This is a genomic window from Streptomyces sp. 351MFTsu5.1 (genome assembly GCF_000383655.1).
GTDB lineage: Bacteria > Actinomycetota > Actinomycetes > Streptomycetales > Streptomycetaceae > Streptomyces > Streptomyces griseorubiginosus.
On record NZ_KB911783.1, the window covers coordinates 103486 to 128937 of the forward strand.

The 25452-nt window shown below is 70.3% G+C and carries 22 protein-coding genes and 1 riboswitch; of the genes, 17 read left to right on the plus strand and 5 right to left on the minus strand.

Features of this window, described 5'->3' with window-relative positions:
- The first annotated feature begins 105 nt into the window (after positions 1-105).
- The gene (locus H295_RS0121355) at positions 106-1365 is read left to right on the plus strand and encodes a L,D-transpeptidase (RefSeq protein WP_020137387.1); all 1260 of its coding nucleotides are present in this window, start codon (positions 106-108) and stop codon (positions 1363-1365) included.
- Between the two features lie 68 nt (positions 1366-1433).
- Here the strand turns inward: H295_RS0121355 and H295_RS0121360 are convergent, their stop codons facing one another.
- On the minus strand, positions 1434-1835 hold the full coding sequence (locus H295_RS0121360; protein WP_020137388.1) for a response regulator transcription factor: 402 nt from the start codon (positions 1833-1835) through the stop codon (positions 1434-1436).
- 145 nt (positions 1836-1980) lie between these two features.
- On the opposite strand from H295_RS0121360, the gene H295_RS0121365 reads away from it, so the two are divergent.
- The 7 genes from H295_RS0121365 to H295_RS0121395 all read left to right on the plus strand — a co-directional run bounded on the left by H295_RS0121365 (position 1981) and on the right by H295_RS0121395 (position 11259).
- Positions 1981-2601, plus strand: a complete 621-nt coding sequence (locus H295_RS0121365) for a cytochrome c oxidase subunit 3 (protein WP_020137389.1) — start codon at positions 1981-1983, stop codon at positions 2599-2601.
- Positions 2602-2661: 60 nt separating this feature from the next.
- Positions 2662-3471 carry a c-type cytochrome gene (locus H295_RS0121370; protein WP_028809595.1) on the plus strand — a complete coding sequence of 270 codons (810 nt, stop codon included), beginning with the start codon at positions 2662-2664 and terminating at the stop codon, positions 3469-3471.
- The gene (locus H295_RS0121375) at positions 3468-4523 is read left to right on the plus strand and encodes a ubiquinol-cytochrome c reductase iron-sulfur subunit (protein WP_028809596.1); all 1056 of its coding nucleotides are present in this window, start codon (positions 3468-3470) and stop codon (positions 4521-4523) included. Before H295_RS0121370 ends, H295_RS0121375 begins: the two co-directional genes overlap by 4 nt.
- Positions 4520-6157, plus strand: a complete 1638-nt coding sequence (locus H295_RS0121380) for a cytochrome b (protein ID WP_020137392.1) — start codon at positions 4520-4522, stop codon at positions 6155-6157. Before H295_RS0121375 ends, H295_RS0121380 begins: the two co-directional genes overlap by 4 nt.
- Positions 6158-6305: 148 nt before the next feature.
- A complete protein-coding gene (gene trpD / locus H295_RS0121385; RefSeq protein WP_020137393.1) occupies positions 6306-7370 on the plus strand; it encodes an anthranilate phosphoribosyltransferase in 1065 nt (354 codons plus the stop codon).
- Between the two features lie 76 nt (positions 7371-7446).
- Positions 7447-7563: riboswitch (SAM riboswitch) on the plus strand.
- A 122-nt stretch (positions 7564-7685) separates the two neighbouring features.
- Positions 7686-9047 (plus strand): aminotransferase class V-fold PLP-dependent enzyme, encoded by a 1362-nt coding sequence (locus H295_RS0121390; RefSeq protein WP_020137394.1) that lies wholly within the window; start codon positions 7686-7688, stop codon positions 9045-9047.
- Positions 9048-9114: 67 nt separating this feature from the next.
- Complete coding sequence (locus H295_RS0121395; RefSeq protein WP_028809597.1) at positions 9115-11259, plus strand: protein kinase domain-containing protein; 2145 nt, start codon at positions 9115-9117, stop codon at positions 11257-11259.
- 17 nt (positions 11260-11276) lie between these two features.
- Here the strand turns inward: H295_RS0121395 and H295_RS0121400 are convergent, their stop codons facing one another.
- Positions 11277-11558, minus strand: a complete 282-nt coding sequence (locus H295_RS0121400) for an Lrp/AsnC family transcriptional regulator (protein ID WP_020137395.1) — start codon at positions 11556-11558, stop codon at positions 11277-11279.
- On the minus strand, positions 11555-12295 hold the full coding sequence (locus H295_RS0121405; protein WP_028809598.1) for a rhomboid family intramembrane serine protease: 741 nt from the start codon (positions 12293-12295) through the stop codon (positions 11555-11557). The genes H295_RS0121400 and H295_RS0121405 overlap by 4 nt, the downstream gene beginning before the upstream one ends.
- Positions 12296-12459: 164 nt before the next feature.
- Here H295_RS0121405 and H295_RS0121410 point away from each other — a divergent pair, with 164 nt between their 5' ends.
- From H295_RS0121410 to H295_RS0121430, 5 genes are all read left to right on the plus strand, one after another.
- Positions 12460-12699 (plus strand): hypothetical protein, encoded by a 240-nt coding sequence (locus H295_RS0121410; RefSeq protein ID WP_020137397.1) that lies wholly within the window; start codon positions 12460-12462, stop codon positions 12697-12699.
- 34 nt (positions 12700-12733) lie between these two features.
- Positions 12734-14077, plus strand: a complete 1344-nt coding sequence (locus H295_RS0121415; protein ID WP_020137398.1) for an NYN domain-containing protein — start codon at positions 12734-12736, stop codon at positions 14075-14077.
- Between the two features lie 211 nt (positions 14078-14288).
- Complete coding sequence (locus H295_RS0121420) at positions 14289-15323, plus strand: C40 family peptidase (protein WP_028809599.1); 1035 nt, start codon at positions 14289-14291, stop codon at positions 15321-15323.
- A 203-nt stretch (positions 15324-15526) separates the two neighbouring features.
- A complete protein-coding gene (locus tag H295_RS0121425) occupies positions 15527-16543 on the plus strand; it encodes a C40 family peptidase (protein WP_020137400.1) in 1017 nt (338 codons plus the stop codon).
- 33 nt (positions 16544-16576) lie between these two features.
- A complete protein-coding gene (locus tag H295_RS0121430) occupies positions 16577-17770 on the plus strand; it encodes a hypothetical protein (RefSeq protein ID WP_028809600.1) in 1194 nt (397 codons plus the stop codon).
- Positions 17771-17797: 27 nt separating this feature from the next.
- Here the strand turns inward: H295_RS0121430 and H295_RS0121435 are convergent, their stop codons facing one another.
- Positions 17798-19051 carry a glycosyltransferase family 87 protein gene (locus H295_RS0121435; RefSeq protein ID WP_020137402.1) on the minus strand — a complete coding sequence of 418 codons (1254 nt, stop codon included), beginning with the start codon at positions 19049-19051 and terminating at the stop codon, positions 17798-17800.
- 120 nt (positions 19052-19171) lie between these two features.
- On the opposite strand from H295_RS0121435, the gene H295_RS0121440 reads away from it, so the two are divergent.
- A complete protein-coding gene (locus H295_RS0121440) occupies positions 19172-20314 on the plus strand; it encodes a glycosyltransferase family 4 protein (RefSeq protein WP_020137403.1) in 1143 nt (380 codons plus the stop codon).
- Between the two features lie 83 nt (positions 20315-20397).
- The gene (locus H295_RS0121445; RefSeq protein ID WP_020137404.1) at positions 20398-21978 is read left to right on the plus strand and encodes a GMC oxidoreductase; all 1581 of its coding nucleotides are present in this window, start codon (positions 20398-20400) and stop codon (positions 21976-21978) included.
- Between the two features lie 15 nt (positions 21979-21993).
- Here H295_RS0121445 and H295_RS0121450 read toward each other — a convergent pair whose 3' ends face one another.
- Entirely contained in the window at positions 21994-23790 is a 1797-nt protein-coding gene (locus tag H295_RS0121450) for an AMP-dependent synthetase/ligase (protein WP_028809601.1), read from the minus strand.
- A gap of 336 nt (positions 23791-24126) precedes the next feature.
- Between H295_RS0121450 and H295_RS0121455 the strand changes: the two genes are divergently transcribed.
- Positions 24127-24882, plus strand: a complete 756-nt coding sequence (locus tag H295_RS0121455; RefSeq protein WP_020137406.1) for a metallophosphoesterase family protein — start codon at positions 24127-24129, stop codon at positions 24880-24882.
- 91 nt (positions 24883-24973) lie between these two features.
- Entirely contained in the window at positions 24974-25414 is a 441-nt protein-coding gene (locus H295_RS0121460; protein WP_007381461.1) for an SRPBCC family protein, read from the plus strand.
- Positions 25415-25452: the final 38 nt, after the last annotated feature.

The window sequence follows — 25452 nt, forward strand, 5'->3', positions numbered from 1 at the left end:
GACACTCCGTCAGGAGCGTCCGGGCTCCTTCGTTTGCCACAAGACTGATCACTCGTACGAGTCACCCGGCGTGCCGCAGTTGACTTCGCTTCCTAGCGTGAAGCCATGAACCACACACCGCGAACCCGCACCGTCGTCAGCTGCACGATGTTGGTGGTCACCTTCGGCATAAGCACCTCAGCCTGCGGGTCCGACGGGAACCCGCTGGCTGCCACGCCCTACGACGCGGCGGACCAGATCGCCTTCAACGCGCCCACCGGCGAGGGCAAGAAGGCCGACCCGGACAAGCCCCTGGAGGTCACCGCGGACGACGACGGCCGTATCACCGACGTCACCGCCACGGACGCCACAGGCCGCTTCGTGGCGGGCGAACTCTCCGCCGACGGCTCCCGCTGGCACAGCACCTCCGCGCTGGCCGCCAACGCCCACTACACGGTCCGGGTGAGCACCGAGGACGACGACGGGGCACCCGGCCGCAAGGTCCTCGCCTTCGACACCAGCAAGCCGCTCGGCAAGAAGCGCCTCAACGTCACCTTCGGCCCCAAGTCGGGCACCTACGGCGTCGGCCAGCCCATCACCGCCAAGCTGGACAAGCCCGTCAAGGACAAGGCCCAGCGGGCCGTCGTCGAACGGGCCCTCAGGGTCGACGCCACCCCCGCCGTACAGGGCGCCTGGCACTGGGTGAACGACAAGGAGCTCCACTACCGGCCCAAGGAGTACTGGCCCTCCCACGCCACCGTCCAGGTCCGCAGCGAGCTGGAGGGCGTCAAGATCGGCGACCGGCTCTGGGGCGGCAAGGCCAAGCCCGTCAAGCTGACCACCGGCGACCGCCTCATCGCCGTGACGGACGCCTCGACGCACTCGATGACCGTCTACAAGAACGACCAGGTCATCAAGGAGCTCCCGGTCACCACCGGCAAGCCCGGCTTCGACACCCGCAACGGCGTCAAGGTCGTACTCGCCAAGGAGTACTTCGTACGTATGCGCGGCACCAGCATCGGCATCGCCGAGGGTTCCTCGGAGTCGTACGACCTTCCGGTCTACTACGCCACCCGCCTCACCTGGAGCGGCGAGTACGTGCACGCCGCCCCCTGGTCGGTGGGCTCACAGGGCTACGCCAACGTCAGCCACGGCTGCACCGGCATGAGCACCGACAACGCCGAGTGGTTCTTCGAGACGGTCCACGAGGGCGACGTGGTCAAGGTCGTCAACTCCGACGGCCACACCATGGAGGCCTTCGGCAACGGCTTCGGCGACTGGAACCTGGACTGGAAGAAGTGGCGCGAGGGCAGCGCGCTGGCCTCAGGCACCTCGGACGGCCCCACTCCGGCGCAGCAGGCCAGGCTGAGGCCGCAGAGCGTCTAGACAGGGGCTCGCCGGACTCCTCAGGGGCGCGGGACTGCAGCCGCCCGACCACAGGACCGACCGAGTTCCTAGGCGGTCAACGCCTTCCGAGACCGCAGCAGAGAAGCCAGCGCCGACGCGAACTCCACCGGATCCACCGGATGCGTCACCGCACCCTCCGCCCGGCTCCACGTGGCCAGCCACGCGTCCTGCGGCCGCCCGATCAGCAACAGCACCGGCGGGCAGTGGAACACCTCGTCCTTGATCTGCCGGCACAGCCCCATGCCGCCCATGGGCACGGCCTCGCCGTCGAGGACACAGACGTCGATCCCGCCCTTGTCCAGCTCCTTCAGCACCGCCGCAGGCGTGGCGCACTCCACGAACTCCACCACCGGGACATCGGGAGCGGGACGGCGCCCCGTCGCCAGCCGAACTTGCTCGCGGGTGTTGGAATCGTCGCTGTAGACCAGCACCGTGGCGGTCGGCTGCATTGTTCCTCCGTGACGTCAGCGTCGTAAGGACAGGCCCGTAGGGCGGGATGCTACTCCCTTGAACACCACGTCAACACCGGTACGGAGCAGCAAGACACTCCGAACGGCACCCCCCGGAGTGAGGGCGGGATAAGCGACCGACATAATGTCGGTCGTGGCGACAGCAACGACAGTAGAAACCGGGCACGCGCACCCGTCGGTCAACCGGCCGAACCTCACCAGCGTCGGAACCATCATCTGGCTGAGTTCCGAGCTGATGTTCTTCGCGGCCCTCTTCGCGATGTACTTCACCCTGCGATCGGTGACGGGACCCGATCACTGGAAGGAAATGGCGTCCAGCCTGAACTTCCCGTTCTCGGCGACGAACACCACGATCCTGGTGCTCTCCTCGCTCACCTGCCAGCTCGGCGTCTTCGCCGCCGAGCGCGGTGACGTGAAGAAGCTCCGGGGCTGGTTCATCGTCACGTTCATCATGGGCGCGATCTTCATCGGCGGTCAGATCTACGAGTACACGGAGCTGGTGAAGAAGGACGGGCTCTCCCTGTCCTCCGACCCGTACGGCTCGGTGTTCTACCTGACCACCGGCTTCCACGGCATGCACGTGACGGGCGGCCTGATCGCGTTCCTGTTCGTTCTCGGGCGTACCTACGCGGCCAAGAGGTTCACCCACGAGCAGGCGACCGCGGCGATCGTCGTGTCCTACTACTGGCACTTCGTCGACGTCGTCTGGATCGGCCTCTTCGCCACGATCTACATGATCAAGTAGCCGGGCCCGCTCCCGACATCGCAAGCATCGACGCAGAAGATCCTGACACCGGGGTAATCCGTGAAAAAGCTCTCCGCACGACGACGCCACCCGCTGGCGGCGCTCGTCGTCCTACTCCTCGCGCTGGCATGCACCGGGGGGCTGTACGCCGTGTTCGCACCCGCGAGCAAGGCGCAGGCAGATGAAACCGCCCAGTCCCTGGCCATCGACGAGGGCAAGAAGCTCTTCGCCGTAGGCTGCGCCAGCTGCCACGGCACCGGCGGTCAGGGATCCTCCGACGGCCCGAGCCTGGTGGGCGTGGGCGCAGCGGCCGTAGACTTCCAGGTCGGAACCGGCCGCATGCCGGCCCAGCAGCCGGGCGCGCAGGTTCCGCGCAAGAAGGTCATCTACACCCAGGCCGAGATCGACCAGCTGGCCGCGTACATCTCCTCGCTGGGCGCGGGTCCGAGCATCCCGACCGAGGCGCAGTACGGCCCCGACGGTGCCGACATCGCCAAGGGCGGCGAGCTGTTCCGCGACAACTGCACGCAGTGCCACAACTTCACCGGCAAGGGTGGCGCGCTGACGCACGGCAAGTTCGCGCCGAGCCTCGAGGGCGTCGACCCGAAGCACATCTACGAGGCCATGCAGACCGGCCCGCAGAACATGCCGTCGTTCCCCGACACCACCCTGTCGGAGCAGAACAAGAAGGACATCATCGCGTACCTGAACGCGGTCAACGGCGACGACACCGTGAGCCCCGGCGGCCTTGAGCTGGGCGGTCTCGGCCCGGTCTCCGAAGGCCTGTTCGCCTGGATCTTCGGCCTCGGCGCGCTGATCGCGGTCGCCGTCTGGGTCGCCGCTCGGACCGCAAAGGCCAAGAAGTCATGAGTAGCCAAGACATTCCAGAAGAGAACCTGCCCGCAGAGCAGGGCGCGCACGGCGCGGTAGGCGTCGCGGACGAGCAGAACCCGTTCGCCGACCCCGGTCTCCCGCCGCACGAGCACCGGGTGCAGGACATCGACGAGCGGGCCGCCAGCCGGTCCGAGCGCACGGTGGCCATGCTGTTCACGGTCTCGATGCTGTCGACGATCGGGTTCATCGCCTCGTACGTGAGCATCCCTCACGACAAGTCGATCTTCGTCTTCCCGATCGGCCACATCAACGCGCTGAACTTCGCGCTGGGCCTGACCCTCGGTCTCGCCCTCTTCGCGATCGGCGCGGGCGCGGTCCACTGGGCCCGCACCCTGATGTCCGACGAGGAGATCGCCGACGAGCGTCACCCGATCGAGGCGCCCCCCGAGGTCAAGGCCAAGGTCATGGCCGACTTCAAGCAGGGCGCCAAGGAGTCGGCGCTCGGCCGCCGCAAGCTGATCCGCAACACGATGTTCGGCGCGCTGGCCCTGTTCCCGCTCTCCGGTGTCATGCTGCTGCGCGACCTCGGTCCGCTGCCCGGCACCAAGCTCCGCCACACCATGTGGTCCAAGGGCAAGCTGCTGGTCAACATGAACACCGACCAGCCGCTGCGTCCCTCGGACGTCGCCGTGGGCTCCCTCACCTTCGCCAAGCCCGAGGGCCTGGAGGAGCACTCCGAGGAGTTCCAGACCGAGATCGCCAAGGCCGCCCTGATGATCGTCCGGCTCCAGCCCGACAACATCAAGGACAAGCGCGAGCTCGAGTGGTCGCACGAGGGAATCGTCGCGTACTCGAAGATCTGCACCCACGTCGGTTGCCCGATCTCCCTGTACGAGCAGCAGACGCACCACGTGCTCTGCCCCTGCCACCAGTCCACCTTCGACCTCTCCGACGGTGCCCGGGTGATCTTCGGCCCCGCCGGTCACGCCCTGCCGCAGCTGCGCATCGGCGTGAACGACGAGGGCTACCTTGAAGCGCTCGGCGACTTCGAGGAGCCCGTCGGTCCTGCATTCTGGGAGCGCGGATGAGCACTACAGAGACCACCGGGTCGCGCTCGCGCGACAAGGCACCGGCCGGCGAGCGCGTCGCCGACTGGGCCGACGGACGGCTCGGGATCTACTCCCTGGCCAAGTCCAACATGCGCAAGATCTTCCCCGACCACTGGTCGTTCATGCTGGGTGAGGTCTGCCTCTACAGCTTCATCATCATCATCCTCACGGGTGTGTATCTGACGCTGTTCTTCCACCCGTCGATGAACGAGGTGGAGTACCACGGCAGCTACGTCCCGCTTCAGGGACAGATGATGTCCGAGGCGTTCAACTCGACCATGCACATCTCCTTCGATGTGCGCGGTGGTCTGCTGATCCGGCAGATCCACCACTGGGCGGCGCTGATCTTCCTCGCCGGCATGTTCGTGCACATGATGCGCGTGTTCTTCACGGGCGCGTTCCGCAAGCCGCGTGAGGTCAACTGGCTGTTCGGCTTCCTGCTGTTCGTCCTCGGCATGTTCACCGGCTTCACCGGTTACTCGCTCCCGGACGACCTGCTCTCCGGCACCGGTGTCCGCTTCATGGAGGGCGCGGTCCTGTCCGTGCCGATCGTCGGCACGTACCTGTCGTTCTTCCTGTTCGGCGGAGAGTTCCCGGGCGGCGACTTCGTGGCCCGCTTCTACTCGATCCACGTCCTGCTGCTGCCGGGCATCATGCTCGGCCTGGTCGTCGGCCACCTGATCCTGGTCTTCTACCACAAGCACACGCAGTTCGCGGGCCCCGGCAAGACGAACAACAACGTCGTCGGCATGCCGCTGCTGCCGGTCTACATGGCCAAGGCCGGAGGCTTCTTCTTCCTGGTCTTCGGTGTCATCGCGGCCATCGCGGCGATCGCCTCGATCAACCCGATCTGGTCGATGGGTCCCTACCGTCCCGACCAGGTGTCCACGGGCGCCCAGCCGGACTGGTACATGGGCTTCTCCGAGGGCCTGATCCGTGTCATGCCGGGCTGGGAGATCAACTTCTGGGGTCACACGCTCGTCCTGGGCGTGTTCATCCCGCTGGTCATCTTCCCGCTGGTCCTGGTCGCGATCGCGGTCTACCCGTTCATCGAGTCCTGGGTCACCGGCGACAAGCGCGAGCACCACATCCTGGACCGCCCGCGCAACGCCCCGACGCGTACGGCCTTCGGTGTCGCGTGGATCACCTGGTACTTCGTCCTGCTGATCGGTGGTGGAAACGACCTCTGGGCCACCCACTTCCACCTGTCGATCAACGCCATCACATGGTTCGTGCGGGTCGCGTTCTTCGTCGCCCCGGTCCTGGCGTTCGTCGCCACCAAGCGGATCTGCCTCGGCCTCCAGCGCCGGGACAAGGACAAGGTGCTGCACGGCCGCGAGTCCGGCATCATCAAGCGCCTGCCGCACGGTGAGTTCATCGAGGTGCACGAGCCGCTCAGCCAGGAGCAGCTGCACACGCTCACGGCGCACGAGCAGTACAAGCCGGCCGAGATCGGCCCCACGGTCGACGAGAACGGCGTCGAGCGCAAGGTCGGCCGCTCCGAGAAGCTGCGTGCCAAGCTCAGCGAGGCGTACTACGGCGAGGAAGCCCAGATCGCCAAGCCGACCGTCGAGGAGTACAAGGAGATCACGAGCGGCCACGGCCACCACTGATCACTGCTTGTCGCTGCGCTCGCCACGGCGCGGTTGAAAGGGCCCCGTCCGAACACCGGACGGGGCCCTTTGCCGTGCCCCGGGCTGGATAGGGTGGGCGCAACACTCGTGTTCTTCTACTTCTTCTACGACGACCAGGAGCGGCCCCATGAGCGCTGTGACCCCCGCTGGAGGCGACACCGCGGCGGGCCGTTCCTGGCCCGAGGTGCTGAACGCCCTGCTGTACGGCCGTGACCAGAGCGCCGACGCGACGGCGTGGGCGATGGACCGGATCATGCAGGGCGAGGCGACCGACGCGCAGATCGCCGGTTTCGTGGTCGCCCTCCGGGCCAAGGGCGAGACGGTCGAGGAGATCAACGGGCTGGTGCGGACGATGTACGCGCACGCCAATGTGATCGAGGTCCCCGGGCGGACCGTGGACATCGTCGGCACGGGTGGCGACGGTGCCAAGACCGTCAACATCTCCACGATGTCGGCGATCGTCGTGGCCGGCACCGGTGCCACGGTCGTCAAGCACGGCAACCGGGCCGCCTCCTCCGCGTCCGGCGCCTCGGACGTCCTGGAGAAGCTCGGCGTCAACCTGGAGCTGACCCCGCAGCGGGTGGCCGAGGTGGCCGGCGAGGCCGGGATCACCTTCTGCTTCGCGATCAAGTTCCATCCGGCGCTGCGTCACGCGGGCGCCGCCCGCGGTCAGTTGGGCATCCGCACGGTGTTCAACATCCTCGGCCCCCTCACCAACCCCGCCCGGGTGCGGTCCCAGGCCGTCGGGGTCGCCGATCCGCGCATGGCACCCGTCGTCGCGGGCGTCTTCGCCGAACGCGGCAACTCCTCCCTGGTCTTCCGCGGTGACGACGGGCTCGACGAGCTGACGACCACCTCGACCTCCCACGTCTGGGTCGTCCGGGACGGCAAGGTCACCGAGGAGAGCTTCGACCCCCGGGACGTCGGCATCGACCTGGTCCCGGTGGAGGCCCTGCGCGGCGGTGACCCGGCGTACAACGCGGAGGTCGCCAGGAAGCTCCTGGACGGCGAGACCGGCCCCGTCCGGGACGCCGTACTCCTGAACTCGGCGGCCGCGCTGGTCGCCCTGGACCCGGGCACCGGGACGCTGGCCGAGCAGCTGCGGGCCGGGATGGACAAGGCCGCGGAGTCGATCGACTCCGGGGCGGCCAAGCGGACCCTGGAGCGCTGGGTGGCCGCGAGCAACGCATAGCAGCCGGCGGGGTGTCGTCCCGCGATCCGGACACGGGTTGCGGGACGACGATCACCTCGCGTAAGTTTTTCGACCAGGTCATGAGTGACAGTCATGAGGCCCCGGCCGACTGTCCGGCAACCCTCCGTCCGTGGCGGGGTGCCCCGGGTGAAGACCAGGCCGCAGGCAGCGAGGTCTGTGGCAAGCGCGGATCCCTCACGAACCAGGGATCCTGGTCGTTCGAGGAGTCTTCCGTGAGCAAGCGAATGCGATAGGGCGCCGAGCCCCCATCTCCGCAACCCCCTCTCACCTTTCTCTTTTGCCCGGGAGTTCCCCATGTCTGTCTTCACCGCTGCCCCCGCCCAGACCATTTGTGCCCAGCTGCCCGTTCTGGGCCGAGATGTCACCGTCCCGCTCGTGACCGGCGGCGAAGTCACCTACGCGGCGCTCGACTACGCGGCCAGCGCCCCCGCCCTCCAGCGCGTCTGGGACGACGTGGCGGCCTACGCGCCCTACTACGGCAGCGTGCACCGCGGGGCCGGTTACCTGTCCCAGCTGTCGACCGACCTGTTCGAGAACGCCCGCAAGACGGTCACGGAGTTCCTCGACTGCCGCGAGGACGACCAGCTGGTCTTCACCCGGTCCACCACCGACTCGCTCAACCTGCTCGCCGCCGCGCTCCCGGCCGACTGCCAGGTCTTCGTCTTCGAGACCGAGCACCACGCGAGCCTGCTGCCCTGGCAGGACGCCCGGGTCAGCTACCTCGACGCCCCCCGCACCCCGCGGCAGGCCGTCGAGACCCTGGAGAAGGCACTCGCCGCCCGTGACCCGCGGGGCCCGGCCCTGGTCTGCGTCACCGGCGCCTCCAACGTCACCGGCGAACTGTGGCCGGTCCGCGAGCTGGCCGCCGCCGCTCACGCCCACGGCGCCCGGATCGTCCTGGACGCCGCCCAGCTGGCCCCGCACCACCCGGTGAGCGTCCGTGACCTGGACGTCGACTGGGTCGCCTTCTCCGGCCACAAGCTGTACGCCCCGTTCGGCTCCGGCGTCCTGGCCGGCCGTGCCGACTGGCTCAAGGCGGCCGACCCCTACCTCGCCGGCGGTGGCGCCAGCCGCAAGGTCACCCGGCGCGAGGACGGGGGAGTGGACGTGGAGTGGCACGACACCGCCGCCCGCCACGAGGCCGGCTCCCCGAACGTCATCGGCGCCTACTCCATCGCCTCGGCCTGCAAGGCCCTCACCGAGGCCGGCTTCGACACCCTGGTCGCCCGCGAGCAGCACCTGATCGAGAAGGTGAAGGCGGGTCTCGCCGAGGTCCCGGAGGTGCGGATCCTCTCCCTCTTCGGCGACGACGCCCCCCGCGTCGGCGTGATCTCCTTCGTCGTCGAGGGCTGGAACAGCTCCCACTTCGCCGCGGCGCTCTCCGCCGAGTACGGCATCGGCGTCCGCGACGGCCTCTTCTGCGCCCACCCCCTCGTCCGCACCCTCCTCGGCAGCGACCCGCAGACCCAGGGCGAGTGCGGGGCCCCCGAGGCGGCGCCCGGCGAGAAGTCCCTGAACGCGATCCGCGTGAGCTTCGGCGCGGGCACCCCGGACGAGCACGTGGAGCGTTTTGTGCGGGCCGTGAAGGAACTGGTCGCGGACGGTGCGAAGTGGCAGTACCGCACCGAGGACGGCCGCTGCGTCCCGGCCGTCTGACGTACCGGCGTCCACCCCGCGTATACGCTCGCTTCCGGCAGCCGTACGGAGGCAGGGGGAGCACGGGGTGCAGGAGCTGCGGGAGACCGATCCGCGGACCATCGGACCGTACGGGGTCCTCGGAAGACTCGGGTCCGGCGGGATGGGCGAGGTGTATCTCGCCGAGGCCCGGGGCGGGCTGCGGCTCGCGGTGAAGGTGGTGCGGGCGGAGCACGCCGAGGACCGCACCTTCCGCGCCCGGTTCCGGCACGAGGTGCGGGCCGCGCAGACCGTCGGCGGCGCCGGCACGTACACCGCGCGGGTCGTCGACGCCGACACCGAGGCCGCGCGGCCGTGGATGGCCAGCGAGTTCGTGGCCGGCCCCAACCTGCGGGACGCGGTGCTCGACCGGGGGCCGCTGGGCGCGGACGCGGTACGGCTGCTGGCGGGGGCGCTCGCCGAGGCGCTCGCCGCGATCCACGCCAAGGGTCTGGTGCACCGGGACCTCAAGCCCTCCAACATCCTGCTCGCGCCGGACGGGCCCCGGGTCATCGACTTCGGGATCGTCCGGGCGCTGGAAGGGACCGCGCTGACCCGGACCGGGGTGGTCGTCGGCTCGGTCGGCTATCTCTCGCCCGAGCAGATCCGCAACGGCGCCCAGGTGGTCCCGGCCAGCGACGTCTTCTCCCTCGGCGCGGTCCTCGCGTACGCGTCCGGCGGGAAGGAACCGTTCGGTGAGGGGCAGGACTCGGTCGTCCTGCTGCGGATCCTGACCGGGGACGTCGACCTGTCCGCCGTACCGGAGGAACAGCTGCCGCTGGTGGAGGCCTGTCTGCGGGACGATCCCGCGGCGCGGCCGACGCCCGCCGAGCTGGTCGCGGCCGTGGGACACACCGCCGGTTCGTTGCGGGAGGGCCTGCGCGAGGGATGGTTCTCCGGAGGGCCGCCGACCGTGGCCCTCGACGGCGACGAGCGCTGGGTGCCGGAGGACGGGTCGCGGGAGCGGCTCAGCGGGGTGGAGTACATGGCGCCCATGACGGTCACCGACGTGCCCGAGACCACCGGCCCCGCCTCGGCGAGGCCCTCGCGGCGCCGGATCCTGGCGGCCTGGGCCGGTGGCGCGGGGGCGGTCGGCGCCGGGGGCCTGGGCTGGTGGCTGCTGCGGAGCCCCTCGGGCTCCGCCTCCTCCGCGGGCGCGGGCGCGGGCCGCTCCGTGCAGGGCGGCCCGGTCGCGGCCGAGGTGGGATGGACGTACGCCGTGCAGGGGCTCGGCGGGCGGCGCGGCCCCTGTGCCGCCGTCTCGTCCGACGGCGCCCGGGTGTACGTCGGCGGTGCGGACGGCGCGATGCACGCGCTGGACCTGGGCGGCCGGCCGGTGTGGCGGACCCCGCTGGGCGGCGAGGCCATGTCCCCGCTCGCCACCGCGGACGGCGTGTACTGCCTGCTGGAGAACGACCAGGAAGGGGCGTCCGAGCTGTGCGCGCTCGGCCCGCACGGCAAGGTCCGCTGGAAGAAGGCATTCGCCGCGAACAGCCAGTTCCCGGTGGCCTCCGGACGCCTGGTCCTGGTCTCCTACGGCGACGGCTCGGACGCGGGCGGGGTGCGCGCCTACGCCCCCGACGGCAGTGTGCGCTGGTCCACGCCCACGGGTGCGGCGCCCACCAGCGAGCCCCTGGTGGCGGACGGGGTGGTGTACGTCGGCACCTTCGGGGACGAGGTGCAGGCCCTGGACGCGCAGACCGGCAGACGGCTCTGGGCCACCAAGGCCGGCGCCGACACCGGGCGGCCCGCGCTGGTCGGCGGCACCCTGGTGGTCGGCTCCGGCGGCGAGCAGATGCTGCACGGCCTCAGCCGCGCGGGCAGGCCCCTGTGGAACTCGGGCAACGACAGGGTGTACGGCAGCCGCTACTTCACCTGCGTGCCCTTCGCGGGACTCGGCGTCACCGCGTCCGACTTCGAGCTCGTCGCCCTCGACCCCGCCGACGGATCGACCGCGTGGTCCTTCCGGTTCACCGACGACGGGAGCCAGTACAGCGACCCGGTGGTCCATGGCGACACCGTCTACGTGCGGCGGGGTTCGACGCTCTACGGTCTCGACCGCAAGGGCCGGCGGGTCTGGCGGAAGCGGGTCGAGGGCGGTGCGTCCGTCGGCACCCAGTCACCGGTCGTCCGGGACGGCCGGATCTACGTCGCGACCGCCGACGGCATCACGGCGCTCGCGCTGGACTCCTAGCCGCCGATACCGGTCAGCTAGCTGTCGAGGCCGATCGCGAAGGCGGCCTCCAGGTCGTGCTGGGAGTACGTGCGGAAGGCCACGTGGGTGTCGGTGGCCTCCACGCCCGGGATCTTGCTGATGCTGCCGGGGATGACCTCGGCGAGGTCCTCGTGCTGCTTCACCCGGACCATGGCGATCAGGTCGTACGTGCCCGTCACGGAGAAGACCTCGCTCACGGACTCCAGCGCGGCGATCCGCTCCGCGATCTCGGGGATCCGGTCCACGCTGGTCTTGATGAGGACGATCGCGGTGATCACGGCTGGTTCTCTCCCTCGGGGGCCGGAGCTGGGGCGGCCCTCACTCTAGTCGTACGGCCGAAACGCACCCAGGCGAAGGCCAGGCCCAGGCCGAAGCCCACCACGTGGGCGAGATAGGCCACCCCCGGTCCCTCGTTCGCCCGGCCCGCCGCCAGCCACTGGAGGGTCGCCCAGAACGGCAGGACGACCCAGGCCGGGAAGCGCAGCGGGAGGAAGAAGAGGAACGGCAGGAGACTGGTCACCCGGGCTCGGGGGAACAGGAAGAGGCACGCCCCGAGGACCGCGGAGATCGCCCCGGACGCGCCCACCAGGGACTGCTCCGAGCCGGCGTTGGCGGCCGCGTAGCCCAGCAGGGCGAGGTAGCCGCTGCAGAGGTAGAAGAGGAGGAACTGGACCCGGCCCATCCGTTCCTCGGTCATCACGCCGAAGACGTAGAGGAAGAGCATGTTGCCCAGCAGGTGCACCCAGCTGCCGTGGATGAACAGCGCGGTGGCCGGCGACAGGGTGGCGGCGGCGGAGCCCTCGAAGAGCTCGGCGGGGACCACGCCCCAGCGGTGGAACCAGGCCCGCTGGGCGGCCAGGAGCGCGTCGCCGTGGCCGTAGGCCGGATTGAGGCCGGACGCGGGGCCGACCAGGAAGACCAGGAAGCACAGGGCGATCAGGCCGTAGGTGACCGGTGCCGACCCCTGCAACGACCTGCGTGCTCCACCGACCGTCACCCTCCAGTTGCGGATCATGAACACAGAGCATGACGTAACGGGACGCAAGCCGACAGACCGCCTCGCCGCCGTGGACGCCCGAGCGGCGAGTACCCGCCAGGCCGTAGGGTTACGTGCCACACCCCGGGGACCCCGGAGTGTCGCGGACAATAGAAGGCCTAGAAGGAAAGAGCACAGTCACGATGACGGTTCCCCTCCCGACCGCCTCGACGCGGTGGCGCTGCACCCTCTGCGGCAACCTCACGCGCTTCGACGTGACCCGCTCGTCGAAGGTCGTCGAGTACGTCCACCTCGACCTGGCAGGAGAGCCGAAGGTCGAGGAGCGCGAGGTGGTCAGTGAGACCATCGAGTCGGTGCGGTGCCGCTGGTGCAACGCCGTGGACCAGGTGGAACTCGTCGACAGGCCGGGCGCCGACTCCTGAGCGGAGCGGCCCCGCAGGTATTGGGGTGTGACGGATGGTGGAGACCACGGGCGGGGGGCCGGGCGACGGCGCCGCCGAGGTGCTCGACCGTCCGCTGCCCGACGGCGTGCGACGCCGGGTCGTGCACATCGTCTCGGAGGGCTTCGGCGGGCTGACCGTCGGCGAGCTGCCCGCACAGCTGCGGCAGTACGCCCGTTTCGCACCCAACCGGCGGGCCAAGTTCGCGGGCAACGCGATGGCGGCCGCGCTGGAGACCGATCCGCTGTTCCGGCAGCGCATCGCGGAGAAGTTCAGAGAGGCGCAGCCGGAGCTGTGCGGTGCTCTGGACTCCGGTGCGCCGCCCCCGGCCGCGGATCCGCTCGACGTGGCGGCCGCGGCCTATGTGCTGCGGCCCGTCGGCTGGGTCAAGCTGGTCACCGCGGCCGGCGAGGAGGCCCTGCGGGCGGACGCCGAGCGGGCCGACGAAGAGGCCCGCGCCGAGCTGGAGCGGTTGCGCGAGGAGCTCGCGGCGGCGCGTGACCAGACGCGCGTCGAGACCGAGCGGCTGCGCGCCGAGCTGGAATCGGCCAAGAAGGAAGCCGAATCGCTTCACCGCAAACTCCGCGCGGCCCACAGCGACGTCAAACGGGGCGAGGCGGCTCTGCGCAAGGTGCAGGGCGAGATGGACACCGTGCGCGCCGAGGGGCAGGCCCAGGTGTCGGCCGCGGAGAGCGAGACGCGGCGCCTGAAGGCCCGGCTCGGCGAGGCGGAGGCGGCCCTGGAGGCCACGCGCAGAGCGGCGCGGGAGGGGCGCAGCGTCGAGGACATGCGCGTGCGTCTGCTGCTGGACACCGTGCTGGACGCGGCCCAAGGACTGCGCCGGGAACTGGCGTTGCCGCCTGTCTCGGTGCGGCCCGCGGAGACCGTGGACGCGGTCGAACCGGGACGAATGACCCCGAAGGACATCGCCGCGCGGGCCCTGTCGGACAGTGACCCGGCGATCCTGGACCAGCTTCTCGCCCTGCCCCAGGCGCACTTGGTGGTGGACGGCTACAACGTCACCAAGACCGGCTATCCCCAGATGCCGCTGGAGAAGCAGCGCCTCAGGCTCCTCGGGCAGCTCTCCCAGCTCGCCGCGCAGACCGGCGCCGAGGTGACCTGTGTCTTCGACGGGGCCGAGCTGGCCGCGCCGGTGCTGCTCGCGCCGCCGCGCGGGGTGCGGGTGCTGTTCTCCAAGGCGGGTGTCACCGCCGACGAGTTGATCCGTCAGCTGGTGCGCGCGGAGCCTCCCGGACGGCCGGTGATCGTCGCCTCCACCGACCGCGAGGTCGCCGACGGCATCGCCAAGGCGGGGGCGCGGCCGGTCGCGTCGGCGGTACTTCTGAAGCGGCTGTCCTAAACCTTGAAGTTAGAGGTTTAACGCCCGAATTGGCCGCTATCGTCACGCAACGTAGGGTCAAGCCGACATCACTGCACGTGAGTTGTGTGTAAAGAATGCATGGCGTGACGGGATTTTGCTCCTGAGGATTTGAACTGATCACGGGAAGGTCACTAAGGTCTGGGCTCGAACCTCCGAGCGGGTGATCACTCAAAAGAAGGAGTTCACCTCCGTGGCGTCCCACCGTCGACCCAAGCAGCCGAGCCGAGTGCGCGTGACCGTGCTCACCACCGCAGCTGCTGCCGCCGTAGCCCTCAGCGCCAACGCCGCCAACGCGGCGCCGAGCGACAAGCCCAGCAAGGACGAGGTCAAGGCGAAGGTCGACGCGCTCTACGAGCAGGCCGAGCAGGCCACCGAGAAGCTCAACGGCGCCAAGGAGAAGCAGCAGGAGCTCCAGAAGGAGATCTCCACGGTCCAGGACAACGTGGCCCGCGGCCAGGAGGAGCTCAACGAACTGCGCGACTCCATAGGCCTCGCGGCCGCCGCGCAGTACCGCTCCGGCTCCATCGACTCCTCCCTCCAGCTCTTCCTCTCCTCGAACCCCGAGGACTACCTGGACAAGGCGTCCACCGCCGACCAGCTCAGCGCCCAGCAGGTGGACGCGCTGAAGAAGATCCAGGAGAAGCAGCGCGAACTCGCCCAGGAGCGCGCCGAGGCCACCGAGAAGCTCCAGGACCTCGCGAGCACCCGCGCCGAACTGGCCAAGCAGAAGAAGGCCGTTCAGGCCAAGCTGGCCGAGGCGCAGAAGCTCCTCAACTCGCTGACGGCCGCCGAGAAGGCCGCGCTCGCCGCGGCCGACGCCCGCGCCAGCCGCTCCGCCACCGAGCGCGTGGACCTCGGAGACGCGCCGGCCGCCTCCGCCCGGGCCGAGGCCGCCTTCCGGGCCGGCCAGACCCAGCTCGGCAAGCCGTACGTCTACGGCGCCACCGGCACCGCCTCCTACGACTGCTCGGGCTTCACCTCCTGGTCCTACGCCCAGGCCGGCGTCACCATCCCGCGCACCTCCCAGGCCCAGGCCAATGCCGGCACCCGGATCTACTCCGAGAGCCAGCTCAAGGTCGGCGACCTGGTCCTCTTCTACGGCGACCTGCACCACGTCGGCCTGTACGCGGGCAACGGCCAGATCATCCACGCCCCCCGCACCGGCACCGTCGTCCGCTACGAGTCGATCAACAACATGCCGTTCCAGTTCGGCGTGCGGATCTGAGCCCTTCAGCCGCTCAAGATCGCCACGACTCACCCCCCGTTCGGGGGAATTGCGGCGACGCCGTCTGACTCCACGCCCCGCCCATGACCTGCGTCTGAGGCGGGGCGTTCCGTTATGCCCCCTCTGAGGTCTTTGGTCGAGTCCCGTTCCCGGGGCTACTGTCTGCCGCGTTCTCGTCCGCCAACGGAAGGAGCGCGGCCTCCGTGGGGTCCCATCGCCGCCTTGTCCAGCCGTCCGGGTTCAACCGGGGCGCCGGTGCCGCCCTGGGCGTGCTGTCCGCGGCGGTCGCCGCGCTCGGCGCCGTACCGGCCGACGCCGCTCCGTCCGAGGGCACCCGGGCCGAGGTGGACCGCCTCTACGAGCAGGCCGAGCAGGCCACCGAGGCCTTCAACAAGGCCGACGAGCGCGCCGACGCACTCCGTGAGGAGATCAGCACCGCGCAGGACGGCATCGCCCGGCAGCAGGAGCGCGTCAACTCCATGCGGGAGGCGCTCGGTTCGCTGGCCGGCGCCCAGTACCGCTCCGGCGGCCTCGACCCCTCGCTCGCGCTGCTGTTCTCCGACGACCCGGAGGACTACCTCGACAAGGCCGCCGTCCTCGACCGGATCAACGCCCACCAGGCGGGTGAGCTCAAGGACCTCCAGGAGGCCCTGCGCGAACTCGCCCAGGAACGCGCCGAGGCGGCCCGCACGCTCGGCGAACTGGAGACGAGCCGCAAGGCCGTCGCCACGCACAAGCGGGCGGTCGAGAGGAAGCTCGCCAAGGCGCGCGAACTCCTCAACTCCCTGCCGTCCGGCGAACGGGCCGCCTACGACCGGGCCTCGCGCTCCGGCCGCACCGAGATGCCCGACCTCTCCGGCGCGGTGGCGCCCTCGGGCCGGGCGGCCGCCGCCGTGGCCGCCGCGCAGTCCGCGCTCGGCAAGCCCTATGTGTGGGGCGCCAACGGCCCGAACGGCTTCGACTGTTCGGGCCTGATGCAGTGGTCGTACGCCCGCGCCGGTGTCTCCCTGCCGCGCACCTCCCAGGCCCAGCGGTACGCGGGCCGCCAGGTCCCGCTCTCCCAGGCCCGCCCCGGCGACCTCGTCACCTACCGGGGCGACGCCAGCCATGTCGGCATGTACGTCGGCAACGGCCAGGTCATCCACGCCCCCTACCCCGGCGCCCCGGTGCGCTACGACCCGGTGGGCATGATGCCGGGGGCGACGGTCACACGCCCCTGACCGGGGGCCGGTGACCCCGTACGATCGGGAAACATGGCTGGTCGAAGGCGGGCGTCGAAACACGGTGTCGCGGTGCTGTGCCTGCTGCTGGCCTCCCTCGTGGCGTGCGGCGGCAGGCCCGCCGCCGACGACTCCGCCGTCACGGACGTCCAGCGCGTCCTGGACCTGCGGGCCGCGGCCGTCCTCGACCGGGACCGGGCCGCGATAGCCAGGACGGGCGCGGCGGACTGGTGGAGCGACCTCAGCGCCGTCCCGCTGGCCTCCTGGTCCTACAAGGTCACGTCGGTGCACCGCAGCGGCGCCACGGCCACCGCCGACGCCGAACTGCGTTATCAGGTGCAGGGCTACGACAGCGCCCCCGTCACCGTCGGCCGCGTCCTGGACCTCTCCCCGGACGCCGCCGGCCACTGGTACGTCGTCAGGGAGCGGCCCGCCGCCAAGGCCCCGCAGCAGTTGTGGGACCAGGGCCCGGTGACCGTCGTCCGCGGGCGGCACAGCATGGTCCTCGGCGTCGGCCAGTCCGGCGAGAAGCTGCACTCCTTCGCGGACCTGGCCGACCGCGCCGTGCCCGCCGTCTCGGACGCCTGGGGCACCGGGTGGTCCCGGCACGTCGTCGTCCTCGTCCCGAGGTCCCTGGACGGCATGGCGGGCCTGCTCGGCTCACCCGCCTCCTCGTACCGGGGGATCGCCGCCGTCACCACCGGCGAGACCGGTGCTCCGGCCGAGGCGCCCGCCGACCGGATCATCGTCAATCCCGACGCGTACGCGCTTCTCGGCACCCTGGGCCGACAGGTCGTGCTGACCCACGAGACCACCCATGTCGCCACCCGTGGCGCCACCACCGCGGCGACCCCGCTGTGGCTGTCGGAGGGATACGCGGACTGGGTCGGCTACCGGGGCACCGGGCGCACCCCGGCCGAGGCCGCGCCGGAGCTGGCGGAGGCCGTCTCCGCGCGCCGGGTGCCGAGGGCCCTGCCGTCCGACGCGGACTTCGGCTTCTCGGGCAGCGCGACCGGGCTCGCGCTGTCCTACGAGAGCGGCTGGATGGCCTGCCGGATGATCGCGGACCGCTGGGGCGAGGCGAAGCTGGACGCGTTCTACCGGGCGGTCGGCGCCCATGAGAAGCGACCGGGCGCGGTCGAGGACGCCTTGACGAAGACCCTGGACACGAACCTGCGGGACTTCACCACGCAATGGCGCGCGTACCTGCGCGACCGGCTGGACTGATCGGCCGGTCGGCCGACAGGGGGGCGTTCAGGAGGACGCCGGGGCCTCCTGGGCCGGGGTTTCCGTCTGATCCGGGGTCGTGGGCGGGGGCGGGGTCGGGAGGGGCTGCTGGGGGATCGTGTCGCGCCAGAGTTCGCGCATGCCGATGGCCGTGGCGAGGACCAGGAGGCCGTTGCGGACGACGAGGAGGCCGATTCCGCGCGGGGTGCTGCCGACCACGTCCGCGAACCAGATCGGGAACTCCAGGACCGTCACGAAGCACGCCACCAGCACCAGGACGGCCGGCAGCCCCATCCGGCTGGCGCGGAAGCACAGACAGGCCGCCGCCAGGCCCACCAGCCACACCATGTACTGCGGGCTGATCACCCTGCTGGTGGTGGTAAACATCAGCACCGCCACCAGGGCCGCGTCGGCCGCCGTGTGGGCCTGGAACCGGGTGGCCGTCAGCCGCCACAGCAGCAGCAGTCCGAAGGCCATGCCGGTCAGCACCAGCGCGGCCGTCGAGACCAGGGTCACCCACGGGCCGAGGAACTCCACCGAGCCGTAGTTGAGCAGCACCGAGCCGTTCCAGCCGTGGCGCCGGGCGATGTGGAAGACCAGGGAGCCCAGCGACTCCACCTCGGTGCCCCGTTCCCGCTGGAAGGTCACGAAGGCGAAGGCCCCGGGCATCGCGAGGGAGAACGCCCCCGCGACCACGCCGGCCGTCACCGCCGCCCAGGCCCAGATGCTCCGCCTGCGGATCCCGACCAGGACCAGCGCGGGCCACACCTTCAGCATGGCCCCGAAGCCCACCAGGGCCCCGGCCACGCGGGGATGCCGGGCGGCCGCGAGGACCGCGGCGACCGCCACCGCGGTCACCATCACGTCGTAGCGGGAGTAGACGGTCGGTCCGAGCAGCGGTACGCCCGCCACCCACACCCAGGCCCCGCGCAGCCGCCGGCCGGGGCGCAGGCCCGCGTACAGCAGCAGGGCGAGGACGGCCAGGTCTGCGGCGAAGGCGATGAGGAAGAAGGCCTGGGTGTACTCCAGGAACGGCAGCAGCGCCGGGGAGAGGATCGCGAGGGCCGCGGCGGGCGGGTACTGCCAGGTCACGTCGTCCTGCGGGAACGTTCCGGTGCGCAGGACGTCGTACCAGCCCTGGTAGATGACCGACACGTCACTGGTGACGTCCGGGCCCGGGAAGACGTACACCTTGTACACCCAGAGCAGCAGCAACAGCCTGGTCACGCCCCAGGTGAGCAGCAGTCCGGTGAGGGATCGCCGCCAGGCCGTCGTGTCCACGTGGTCCCCTGCCGTTCATGTCCGGTCTTGAGGGGAACATGATGTCCCGCTCTCCTGTGAGGGTGCCACAAACGCGGCCGGGCCCGGCTGTGAGCAGCCCGTTCGGTAGGGTCGGCGGCGATGCACAAGACCCTGATCGTGACGAACGACTTCCCGCCCCGTCCCGGTGGCATCCAGGCGTTCCTGCACAACATGGCGCTGCGGCTCGACCCCGAGCGGCTGGTCGTCTACGCCTCCACGTGGAAGCGCGGCCGGGAGGGCGCCGAGGCGACCGCGGCCTTCGACGCCGAGCAGCCCTTCACCGTCGTACGGGACTCCACGACCATGCTGCTGCCGACACCCGGGGCGACCCGCAGGGCCGTCGGGCTGCTGCGGGAGCACGGGTGCACGTCGGTGTGGTTCGGGGCGGCCGCGCCGCTCGGGCTGATGGCTCCGGCGCTCAGGAGGGCCGGGGCGGAGCGGCTGGTGGCGACGACCCACGGGCACGAGGCCGGGTGGGCCCAACTGCCCGCCGCACGGCAGCTGTTGGGCCGGATCGGGGAGTCCACGGACACGATCACCTACCTCGGTGAGTACACGCGGTCGCGGATCGCCGGCGCGCTGTCGTCGGCGGCCGCCGGGCGGATGGTGCAGCTGCCGCCGGGGGTCGACGAGAAGACCTTCCACCCCGGGTCCGGCGGGGACGCCGTGCGGGCGCGGCTCGGGCTCACGGACCGGCCGGTGGTGGTGTGCGTCTCGCGGCTGGTGCCGCGCAAGGGGCAGGACACCCTCATCCTCGCCATGCCGCGGATTCTGGCCGCGGAGCCCGACGCCGTGCTGCTGGTCGTCGGGGGTGGCCCGTACGAGAAGGAGCTGCGCAAGCTCGCCCACGAGACCGGGGTCGCCGCCTCCGTGCGGTTCACCGGAGCCGTGCCCTGGGCCGAGCTGCCCGCTCACTACGGCGCCGGGGACGTCTTCGCGATGCCGTGCCGGACCCGGCGGGGCGGGCTCGACGTCGAGGGGCTCGGGATCGTCTACCTGGAGGCCTCGGCCACCGGGCTGCCCGTCGTCGCGGGGGACTCCGGAGGCGCCCCGGACGCCGTGCTCGACGGGGAGACCGGGTGGGTCGTGCGCGGCGGTTCCCCGGAGGAGGCCGCCGAGCGGATCACCGTTCTCCTCGGCGACGCGGAACTGCGGAGGCGCATGGGGGAGCGGGGACGGGAGTGGGTCGAGGAGAAGTGGCGATGGGATTTGTTGGCGGAAAAGTTGAAGACATTGCTATAGCCGGAGGCCGATAATCCGCCGATGCTGCGGCCATGACCGGAAAACTGATACAGCGTCAGCTGACTAGACGTCAGATCCTTGGTATGGCCGCCCTCCAGACGGCGGCCACTCTCGGCTTCACCCGCGTCGGGCTCCAGTCGGCCCGCGCGGACGAGCCCGCCGCGGTCGAGTCCGCACCCGCCATCGTCGTGGGCTCCGGCTACGGTGCCTCCGTCGCCGCCCTCCGGCTGGGCCAGGCCGGTATCCGCACCCTCGTCCTGGAAATGGGCAGGCTCTGGAACACCGCGGGCCCCGACGGCAAGGTGTTCTGCAACACCGCCAGCCCCGACCAGCGCTCCATGTGGTTCCGCACCCGCACCGAGGCGCCGCTGGCCAGCTTCCTGTGGCTGGACGTCGTCAACAAGGACATCACCCCCTACCCCGGCGTCCTGGACCGCGTCCACTTCGCCAACATGTCCGTCTTCGTGGGCCGCGGAGTCGGCGGCGGCTCCCTGGTGAACGGCTCCATGGCGGTCACGCCGCTCCAGTCCTACTTCGCCGAGCAGTTCCCGACCGTCGACACCGCCGAGATGTACTCCACGTACTTCCCGCGCGCCCGCGCCATGCTCGGCGTCAACACCGTCGACCCGGCCTGGTTCGAGTCGACCGAGTGGTACCAGTTCACCCGCGTCTCCCGGAAGCACGCCCAGAAGACCGGCCTGAAGACCACCTTCGTGCCCAGCGTCTACGACTTCGGCTACATGCAGCGCGAGGCCGCCGGCACCGCCACCAAGTCCGCCCTCGGCCAGGAGGTCATCTACGGCAACAACTTCGGCAAGAAGAGTCTCGACAAGACGTATCTGGCGTCCGCGCTCGGCACCGGCAACGTCACCATCCACACCCTGGAGAAGGTCACCGGCATCAGCCGGGCGAGCGACGGCAGTTGGGTGCTGACCGCCGACCGCATCGACTACACCGGCGCGGTCGTCGAGACCAAGCAGTACTCCTGCACCTATCTGTTCCTCGGCGGCGGCAGCCTCGGCACGAGTGAACTCCTGCTGCGGTCACGGCAGTCGGGGACGCTCCCGGCGCTGGACGCGAGCGTCGGCGCGGGCTGGGGACCCAACGGCAACACCATGCTCGGGCGGGCCAACCACCTGTGGGACACCGTCGGGGCCAACCAGTCGACCATGCCGGTCATGGGCATCGACGACTGGGCCAACACCGACAACCCCGTCTTCGCCGAGATCGCGCCTCTGCCCACGGGACTGGAGCACTGGGTGAGCCTGTACCTGGCCATCACCAAGAACCCGCAGCGCGCCAGATTCTCCTACGGCAGCGGGGGGTTGAGCCTCGACTGGAGCGCCGCACAGAGCGCGGTCTCCTCCGGCATGGCCAAGAAGCTCTTCGACCGGATCAACTCCGCCAACTCGACCATCTACCGGTACGACCTCTTCGGCTCCCCGAGCCGGGTCTTCGCCGACGACTTCACCTACCACCCGCTGGGTGGCTGCGTGCTGGGCAAGGCCACCGACAACTACGGCCGGGTGAAGGGGTATTCGAAGCTGTACGTCACCGACGGCTCGCTGATCCCCGGCAACATCGGGGTGAACCCGTTCGTCACCATCACGGCACTCGCCGAACGGACGATGGCGCGGGTCCTCGTGGAGGACACCGCGCCATAAGCCCTGTGCCGGTGACTACTTGGCGTAGATGGCCTCGATCTCGCCGGCGAAGTCCTTCGCCACCACATTGCGCTTGAGCTTCAGCGACGGCGTGAGGTGGCCCGTCTCCTCCGTGAACTGGGAGGACAGAATGCGGAACTTCCGCACCGATTCCGCCTTCGACACCGCGGCGTTGCCGTCGTCGACCGCGGCCTGGATCGCCGCGTTCAGGTCCGCGTCCCCGGCCAGCGACGCCGCGGTGGAACCCGCCGGCTTGCCGTGCTCCTCGGCCCAACGGCCCAGGAACTCCTCGTCGATGGTGACCAGCGCGCCCACGAACGGCCGCCCGTCACCCACCACCATGCACTCCGCGACCAGCGCGTGCGCCCGGATACGGTCCTCGATCACGGCCGGGGCGACGTTCTTGCCGCCCGCCGTGACGATGATCTCCTTCTTCCGGCCGGTGATCCTGAGGTAGCCGTCCTCGTCGAGCGTGCCGATGTCACCGGTGTGGAACCAGCCGTCGGTGAGCGCCTCGGCCGTGGCGGCCTCGTTGTTCCAGTAGCCCTTGAACAGGTGCTCGCCGTGCAGCAGCACCTCGCCGTCGTCCGCGATCCGGATCACCGAACCCGGCAGCGGCTGGCCGACGGTACCGATCTTCGTGCGGTCCCACGGGTTGAACGCGGTGGCCGCACAGGACTCGGTCAGGCCGTAGCCCTCCAGGACCGTGAAGCCGATGCCGCGGAAGAAGTGACCCAGGCGCTCGCCGAGCGGGGCGCCGCCGGAGATGGCGTACTCGCCCCGACCGCCCAGCACGGCCCGCAGCTTGCTGTAGACCAGCTTGTCGAAGGTCTTGTACTTGATCTTCAGGCCGAGCGACGGGCCCGAGGGGGTGTCCAGCGCCCTGCTGTACGCGATCGCGGTGTCGGCGGCCTTGTCGAAGATCTTGCCCTTGCCGTCCGCCTGCGCCTTGGCGCGCGCCGAGTTGTAGACCTTCTCGAAGACCCGCGGCACGCCGAGGATCAGCGTCGGCCGGAAGGACGCCAGTTCGTCGGTGAGCTGCTTGATGTCCGGGACCATGCCCAGCTTGATCGGCGCCATCATCGGCGCGATCTGCACCAACCGCCCGAAGACGTGCGCGAGCGGCAGGAACAGCAGCACCGAGCACTCGCCGGTGCGGAACAGCGGACGCAGCCGCTCCACGATGTTGCCGCACTCCGCGAAGAAGCTGCGGTGGGTCAGCACACAGCCCTTGGGGCGGCCGGTGGTGCCGGAGGTGTAGACGATGGTGGCCGGGTCGTCGGCCTTCGCCAGCGAGCTGCGCTCGTCCACGGCCGCGTCGCTGATGTCCTTGCCCGCGCGGCCCAGTTCCTCGAGCCCGCCGCCCTCGATCTGCCAGACGTGCTTGAGCGCGGGCAGCTGCTCGCGCACCGACTCGACGGCCGCGGAGTGCGCGTCCAGCTCCACGACACAGGCGGTCGCGCCGGAGTCGGAGAGGATCCACTGGATCTGCTCCGGCGAGCTGGTCTCGTACACCGGCACGGTGACCGCGCCCGCGCTCCAGATGGCGAAGTCGAGCAGCGTCCACTCGTAGCGGGTGCGCGACATCAGACCGACCCGGTCGCCCGGCTGGACGCCGGAGGCGATGAGCCCCTTGGCGGCGGCGTGCACCTCGGCCAGGAAGGCGGTGGCCGTCACGTCCTGCCACGCGCCGCCCACCTTGCGGGCGATGACGGCGACGTCGGGATGCTGCGCGGCGTTTCTCCGGACGATGTCGGTGAGATTGCCGTCCGCAGGGACCTCGTACAAAGCCGGAAGGCTGAACTCGCGCAAGACTGCTGCTCCTCATAGGGCGCCGGCGCCACGACGTTGTGTGCTGCGACGGTCGGTCCAAGGCTCGGGCAGGTGCTCAGGATCGCAGTGATTGAAATGCTGAGCACGACTGGACTGCCCGGACGTTACCCGCCGGTATGGCTTCTTCGACAGGGGGTCCCGACGAGATGTTCGGTGCGTCACATGGATGGGGGTTCTTGCCGCACAGTAGTCCACCTGCTTACTGACTGGCCAGTAACCGCAGGCCCGGCCGCCACTGTTCACGTATGCCCCACAGGCCTACTCTTGATCGTCATGGCACCCTCACCGGCCGGAAGCCGGACTACGCGCGTTCATGTGGTCAGCGATGTGCACGGCAACGCCCGTGACCTGGCCAGAGCCGGCGAGGGCGCCGACGCCCTGATCTGCCTGGGTGACCTTGTTCTTTTCCTCGACTACGCCGACCACTCCCGCGGGATCTTCCCCGACCTGTTCGGCGTGGAGAACGCCGACCGGATCGTGGAACTGCGCACCGCCCGCCGCTTCGAGGAGGCGCGGGAGCTAGGCGCCCGGCTGTGGGGCGGCATCGGCGCCGACCGGGCCTCGGTGATCGAGACGGCGGTGCGCAAGCAGTACGCCGAGATGTTCGCGGCCTTCCCGACGCCGACGTACGCCACGTACGGCAATGTCGATATGCCGTCCCTCTGGCCGGAGTACGCCGAACCCGGGACCACCGTGCTCGACGGCGAGCGGGTGGAGATCGGCGGCTGGACGTTCGGCTTCGTCGGCGGCGGCCTGCGCACCCCCATGCGGACGCCGTACGAGATCAGCGACGAGGAGTACGCGGCCAAGATCGAGGCGGTCGGCGAGGTCGACGTGCTGTGCACCCATATCCCGCCCGAGGTGCCGGAGCTGGTCTACGACACGGTGGCGCGGCGGTTCGAGCGGGGGAGCCGGGCGCTGCTGGACGCGATCCGCCGGACCCGCCCCCGGTACTCCCTCTTCGGCCATGTGCACCAGCCCCTCACCCGGCGGATGCGGATCGGGGCGACCGAGTGCGTGAACGTGGGGCACTTCGCGGGGACCGGGAAGCCATGGGCGCTGGAATGGTGAGTCCGCACGCGCGGTAGCCTTCACGCTGCACAGACGTGCGTACGCGTGCGTCCCCCTTCCTCACCGGACCGTATCTGGAGGAGCCACGGCGATGGCGGAACACACCAGTTCGAGCATCACGATCGAAGCTGCGCCGGCCGACGTCATGGCCGTGATCGCCGACTTCGCCCGCTACCCGGACTGGACCGGCGAGGTGAAGCAGGCGGAGGTGCTCTCGACGGACGCGTCCGGCCGCGCCGAGCAGGTCCGGCTGGTCATGGACGCGGGCGCCATCAAGGACGACCAGGTGCTCGGCTACACATGGACCGGCGAGAACGAGGTCTCCTGGACGCTGGTGAAGTCCCAGATGCTGCGGCAGCTGGACGGCTCGTACGTCCTGAAGCCGGCGGGGGCGGGGGCGACGGAGGTCACCTACCTGCTGACGGTCGACGTCAAGATCCCGATGCTGGGCATGATCAAGCGCAAGGCGGAGAAGGTCATCATCGACCGGGCGCTGGCGGGACTGAAGAAGAGGGTGGAGTCCGGGCAGTAGGGGCGCGCTTCAGGGTGCGGGTCCGCCCCCACCGGCCC